Genomic DNA, 5,860 nt, shown 5'->3' with positions numbered 1-5,860 from the left:
GCCGTGTGGCAGAGACCGAGGCCCGCCCTCTTATCCGCCGGGTGGCGCGGGATGCGCTGACGCTGGCCACCGCGCAGGAGGCCGCCGAGGGGATCCGTGTCAGCGGTGGCAGCGGCGCCAATTTCGCCTCCTTGGAGGACAGCCTGCGCAGCTATGACGCGCTGGTGGAGGCCCATATGCTGGCCTGCGCGGGCGAGGTCGATGCGGTGCTCGATGGTTTTGGCGCGCGGATCGAGCGGGCGCATGAGACCTTTCTGGACCGGGCCACCCATGCGCTGATCACCCATTTGCAGGACTGGGGCGACAGCAGCCCCTGGCAATATGATCCCACCGGCCTGCGCCTGCTGCTGCGCAGTGCCTGTTCCGTCATGGGCAAACGGCTGCAAGAGCAGCTGGAGGACCGGTACTCCGAGGCGCTGAGCGACGTGGCGCGGCATCTTTATGATGCCTTTGGCGCGCGGGTGGAGGGTATCCAGATCGCGGTGCCCGACGCGCCGCCGCTGCCCGCCCCGGTGGCGCTGGCCCAGACCATCGCGCTGGATGTGCGCGACAGCTGGTGGGGCAACTGGTGGCGCCGCACCCGGGGCTATGCCAGCTTTGCCGAGACCTATCGCAGCCAGATCAGCGCCGAGACCCAGCCCTTCATGACCGCGCTGAAGGTGGAACAATGCGGCCAGATCCGCAGCGCCGCGCTGGCCTGTCTGGCCGACTCCCTGCGCCAGCATCGCGATATCCTGGTGGAAATCGCCGAGGCCAGTGCCGAGGGGAGGCCCTCACAGAACCTCGCCCCTGCGGGCGACGACGCGAAACCCGCCGCCCATGCCGCCGCGCTCACCACCCTACGTGCCCTCATCGCCTGAACCGCCAGACCCGCCTGAACCGCAGCCCCCGGAGACGCCTCATGCCTGATCAAACCCGCAAACCCCGGATCGCCCTGATGGGAGAATTCAGCGCTGGCAAAAGCACGCTGACCAACCTCTTGCTGGGCAGCCGTCCGCTGCCGGTCAAAGTCACCGCCACCCGGCTGCCGCCGGTCTGGATCTCCTACGGGGCCGAGGCCGCCGAAGTGCATATGGCCGATGGCAGCATTGAACCGGTGGCGCTGGATCAGCTCAACGACCTGCCGCTGGAGCGCGCGCGCCGGGTCGATCTGCGGCTGCCCTCCGAGGCGCTGGAGCTCTGCGATCTGATTGATATGCCGGGAATTTCCGATCCCAATATGCCAGCGGATGTCTGGCAGGCGGTGCTGCCCGAAGTCGACAGCGTGATCTGGTGCACCTCTGCAACCCAGGCCTGGCGGCAGAGCGAGGCGGCCTTCTGGTCGATCCTGGCGCCGCAGCTGCGCGCGCCCGGCACCCTGTTGGTGACCCATTTCGACAAGCTCACCAGCGATAGGGATCGCGCCCGGGTGCTGCGCCGACTGGCGCGCGAAACCGAGGGCAGCTTTGGCGCGGTCTTTCCCATCGCGCTGCCGCTGGCGCTGGCGGCGGGCGAGGATATGGAGGCCTGGAAAACCAGCGGCGCGGATCAGTTTGTGGAACATCTGATTGATCTCTTGCTGAACTGGGAGGACCATGCCAGCGCGGGCCGCGCAGAAGAGGCGCCCGCGCCGGATCTTGCCGCGCTCAGCCCGCGGTCAGACCTTGCCCGGCCCCGCCTGCGGGCGGTGCGCAACCTGACCGCCGTGGCGGATGCCGCCGAACAACGCCCGCCGGAGCCGGAGGCCGACAGCAGCTTGCGCATCCTGCCGCGTCGGGTGCGCCCGGTGCCCGAGGCCGCCACCCCGCGCCCGCGCCGCGCCCGGTTGGAACGGAGCGCAAAATGATGCTGCACAGCGCCCCCCCGACCCCGCCGGGCTCTGCCCCTCACTCCTTGCTGCGGGATCTTGCCAGATTGCGCGATCAGGTGCCCGATTGCCGGGTCGCGGCCTATTGCGATCTGGAGACCCGGCTGGTGCTGCGCCATGTCTCGGCGCCCGGCATCCGGCAGGAAACGCTGGACCGGTTGAGCGCCGAAGCCCAGCAAGGGTTTGCCCTGCGTCAGGCGGCGCAGGAGGCTCTGCCAATGGCCTACCCGCCCATCAGCACCGAGGCCGAAGACATCCGGCTGATCGACGACGGCGGCGTGCGGCTGTTCCTGCGCAGCCCCGATGCGCCGCAGGATGCGCTGCTCCTGCTCTGCGCCAGCACTGAGAGCGCAATGCGTCTGCGCCCCGAAGCCATCGCGCTCTTGCACCGGCTGCAAGGCGAGACACCGGGACCGGGACCGGCATGACAACACATCCCGCCCGACACCTGCCTGATATGGCACAGGACAGCCCGCTGCTGCGCCGGCTGCGCGCACTGGCCGCGCCGCCCTCGCGCCAGCACCCGGCACTGCCGGAGCGCATTCTGCATCATATCGACACGACCATCCTGCCGCGTGCTCTCATCCTTGCGGTGGAGGGCGCGCCGCTTGCCCGGTTTGATATCACCCAACGCGCCCTGCTGCGGATGGAGGGGCCGGACGGGGCGCTGGAAAGCCACGAGTTCAACAGCGCCCGCGAGGCCGCCCCGCGCTTTGCCGAGACGCTGCTGCGGCTTTCGGCCCATGTGCCGGATCATGCGCGGATCACCCTGACAGCAGAGGCCCGCCCCCTGCGCAGCGCCACGACCCAATGCAGCGCCGCGCTGCTGCAAGAGGCGCTTGCGGGCCTCGCTGCCGCCAGCCCTGAGGAGGCCCTGACCAAGGCCTGCGCATCGGCGCTGGCGCGGGGCAGGCTCGAGGGCGAAACCGGCCATATCACCTGTGACGGGCCCAGGCCGGAGCTGTATCCCGTGGCCGAAGTGGCCCTGTCGCGCCTGTGGCAAGAGCAGCAGCACCGCGCCCCGCAAGCCCAACCTCTGCCCGCCGGTAAACCGCTGTTGCGGCTGACGCAGCTCAGCGCAGCAAGCAGCCTGGCCGTGGTGTCGCAGCGCGGCAACCATGTTGCGCTGCTCCTGCCCCCCGAAGCCGCCGAGCTTCTGGCCCGTCACTGGCAGCGCGGCACCGCCTGACGGCCCCTCCGTCCGTGAGGATGCGACCCACCAAAAGCGCGATCACGCCGCTGCGGCGCGGATTGCGGCGGCTGGCGGGGCAATGCGTATTTACGGCTGCGTAACGTAAGACTTGCAACAGCTCATCCGCTGCGCTCTATTCGAGAGGCCGGATGCATTGCTGCGACCGGCCACAGGTGAACCGGGGCTGCGCCACGACACTGCGCCCGGGATAGGACAGGACCGGAGCCGACGCATGATGCATGTCCCCCTCCCCTTTTACGTGCCGGAGCCAAGTGGGGTCCCGCACGCCTGCCCACACGGCCCGCCCCGCAGCAGCGCCTGTGTTCGCCGCGTTTCCCCTTTGGGGCGTACCCTTTTAGATGACTGATAAGAAAAAGAAAAAACCGACGTCCTTTGACGTGGCCCGGCTTGCCAATGTACATCGCTCGGCGGTGTCTCGTGCGCTGTCCGGCAGCGGGCGGGTCTCTGAGGACACCCGCAAGCGGGTCATCCAAGCGGCACAGGAGCTGGGGTATCGGGTGAATTTCCTGGCCCGGGGCCTGCAAAACCAGAATTCCGGCCTGGTTGGGCTGGTCGCCTCGCGCCTGGACACGCCCTATCGCGCATCGCAGGTAAAGGTCGCCGCGCGCGAACTTCTGGCCAAAGGCTACTGCCCGATCCTGATCGTCGCCGAGGGGGATGTGACGCTGTCGGGCCTGATTGATCGGCTGTTGAACTATAGCGTCTCCGGCATGATTGTGACCTCGGATTCCCCCCCCGCAGAGATCATCGAGGAATGCAAGCGCCTGTCGGTGCCGGTGGTGCTGATCAATCGCGACCTGCGCGAAGTCGCCGCCGACCGGGTGCAGCTGGATATCCAGGCCTCTGGTCAACTCGCCTTTGACATGCTGCGTGAGGCGGGAGGCCGGCGCTTTGCGGTGCTGGACCCCAGCCAGGAGACCTTTACCGTGACCGGCCGCGCCCGTGCCTTTGCCACCTGCTGCCACAGCGCCGGGATGCCCGCCGAGGTGATCACCCCCGTCGGCCAGAACTACGCCGACGGGCTGGAGGCCGCGGATCTGTTTATGGCAGCCAAATGCGAGGCCGATGCCGTCTTTTGCTCCACCGATCTGCTGGCGCTGGGGTTTCTGGACGGGATGCGGGTCAAATACGGGCGCAGGTTGCCGGAGGATATTCAGATCCTCGGCTATGACGATATCGAGCAGGCGGGGTGGCTCGGCAATAACCTCTCCACCATTTGCCAGGACGCCGGGGCGGCGGCGATGCTGGCGGTGGATCTGCTGCAGGCGCGCATCGAAGACGGCAGCCGCCCGTTTGAATGCGCCACCATTCCAATCACGCCGGTGCATCGTGCCACCACCCGAAAAATCACAACCTGACAATATGTTGCGCAGCGCAGCAGCGCCCCTGCCGGGCCCCGACGCGCCCGGTCAGACGGCGCTTCGATCCTGATCCACGCCCATGAGGTTATGCTTCAGCTCGGCAAAGCTGCGGGGTTTGGAAAAATAAAAGCCCTGGAGAATATGACAGCCGATCTGGCGCAGCAGCCGCGCTTTTTCCAGCGTATCGACCCCTTCGGCGATGATCTTGACGTCTAGGGAATGCGCCAGATCCACCACCGACGCCACCATCCGTTCGGCCCGTTCGCTCTGGCCCAACGGGAAAATGATGTTGCGATCAATCTTCAGCGCATGGGGTTCGATGTTCAGAACCCCGTTGATGGAGGCATGGCCGGAGCCGAAATCATCCACGTCGATCAGGAACCCCATGTCCTTGAGCGCATCAATACAGTAGATCAGCGCATCGCCTTCCTCCTCGCAGGAAATCGATTCCAGGATTTCAAAGGCAAACCGGTGCCGATCCTCCGGGATCTGCGCCCGGACCGTTTCCAGAAAGCCCGGCTCCATGATGCGCGGGGCGCTGACGTTGAAGGCGACGCGCGGCACATCAATGGCGCGCTCGGCCAGCTCCTTCACCTGTTTCACCGCGGTTTCGAAAATCCGGCTGTCCAGCTCAGCCTCCAGCCCCAGCTGTTTGGCAATGCCCAGGAAGCGATCCGGGGTCAGCACGCCGAGTTCGGGATGATCCCAGCGGGCCAGAACCTCCACCCCGGCGAGTTCCCAGGTGCGGGAGTCGTGCTGGGTGTGGTAGTAGGGCAGGATCTCCCCCACATCCAGGGCATGCTGCATGCGATCCGCCAGGGCGCGCTCCGCCAGAGCCTCCTGGCGCATCTCGGAGGTGAAGACCTCGACCGTCGCCCGCCCCGAGGCTTTGGCGCGATAGAGCGCCGCATCGGCGTTGCTGAGCAATTCGCTGCTGGTGATCTCGCCCGGATCGCCGCTGGCAACCCCGAAGCTGGCGCCGAAATTGCAGCGTTTGTTGCCCCAGACCAGAGGTTGCAGGACCGCTTTCAGCACGCGCTCCGCCAGGATCTCCGCCTGGCGGAGCGAGGTGCCCGAGCGGCAGAGCACGACGAATTCATCGCCCCCCACCCGCGCCACCAGATCGCCCGCCTTGGTATGTGCGCGCAGAACATCAGCCACATGGCACAGCACAAAATCGCCCGCCTCATGCCCGAGGATATCGTTAATCTTCTTGAACCGATCAAGGTCGATGCGCACCAATGTCACCGGCTCGCGGCTGAGCCGTTCTGCCAGTTCCATGTCCAGGTGCCGCCGATTCGCCAGCTTGGTCAGCGGATCGCGCAGCGATTGTTTCTCGATCCGGTCCTTGGCCCGCTGCAAGGCTTCGGCCGCCTTGCGCTGTTCGCGTTCGCTGCGGATCAGCTCGGTGATTTCGGACCGGGTCACCACCTTATCGCC

General features: G+C 66.7%; 5 protein-coding genes and 1 pseudogene. 5 read left to right on the top strand and 1 reads right to left on the bottom strand.

Annotated features, from left to right (window positions below):
• The 5 genes and pseudogenes from HCZ87_RS19365 to HCZ87_RS19345 form a co-directional block, all read left to right on the top strand.
• Nucleotides 1–860, top strand: a pseudogene (locus tag HCZ87_RS19365) (hypothetical protein); the annotation flags it as partial.
• 41 nt (nt 861–901) lie between these two features.
• Complete coding sequence (locus tag HCZ87_RS19360) at nt 902–1,825, top strand: dynamin family protein (RefSeq protein WP_167646539.1); 924 nt, start codon at nt 902–904, stop codon at nt 1,823–1,825.
• Entirely contained in the window at nt 1,822–2,274 is a 453-nt protein-coding gene (locus tag HCZ87_RS19355; protein WP_167646536.1) for a hypothetical protein, read from the top strand. The genes HCZ87_RS19360 and HCZ87_RS19355 overlap by 4 nt, the downstream gene beginning before the upstream one ends.
• A complete protein-coding gene (locus tag HCZ87_RS19350) occupies nt 2,271–3,035 on the top strand; it encodes a hypothetical protein (protein ID WP_167646534.1) in 765 nt (254 codons plus the stop codon). The genes HCZ87_RS19355 and HCZ87_RS19350 overlap by 4 nt, the downstream gene beginning before the upstream one ends.
• A 362-nt stretch (nt 3,036–3,397) precedes the next feature.
• Complete coding sequence (locus HCZ87_RS19345; protein ID WP_167646532.1) at nt 3,398–4,417, top strand: LacI family DNA-binding transcriptional regulator; 1,020 nt, start codon at nt 3,398–3,400, stop codon at nt 4,415–4,417.
• Between the two features lie 51 nt (nt 4,418–4,468).
• Here the strand turns inward: HCZ87_RS19345 and HCZ87_RS19340 are convergent.
• Nucleotides 4,469–5,860, bottom strand: a 1,392-nt coding sequence (locus HCZ87_RS19340; protein ID WP_167646530.1) for a bifunctional diguanylate cyclase/phosphodiesterase, incomplete at its 5' end; no start/stop codon positions are given.

The sequence above is a fragment of the Phaeobacter sp. HF9A genome, assembly GCF_011806385.1.
Taxonomy (GTDB): Bacteria; Pseudomonadota; Alphaproteobacteria; order Rhodobacterales; family Rhodobacteraceae; genus Epibacterium.
Note: the sequence above shows the minus strand (reverse complement) of the source record. Positions and strands in the feature narration are given on the sequence as shown.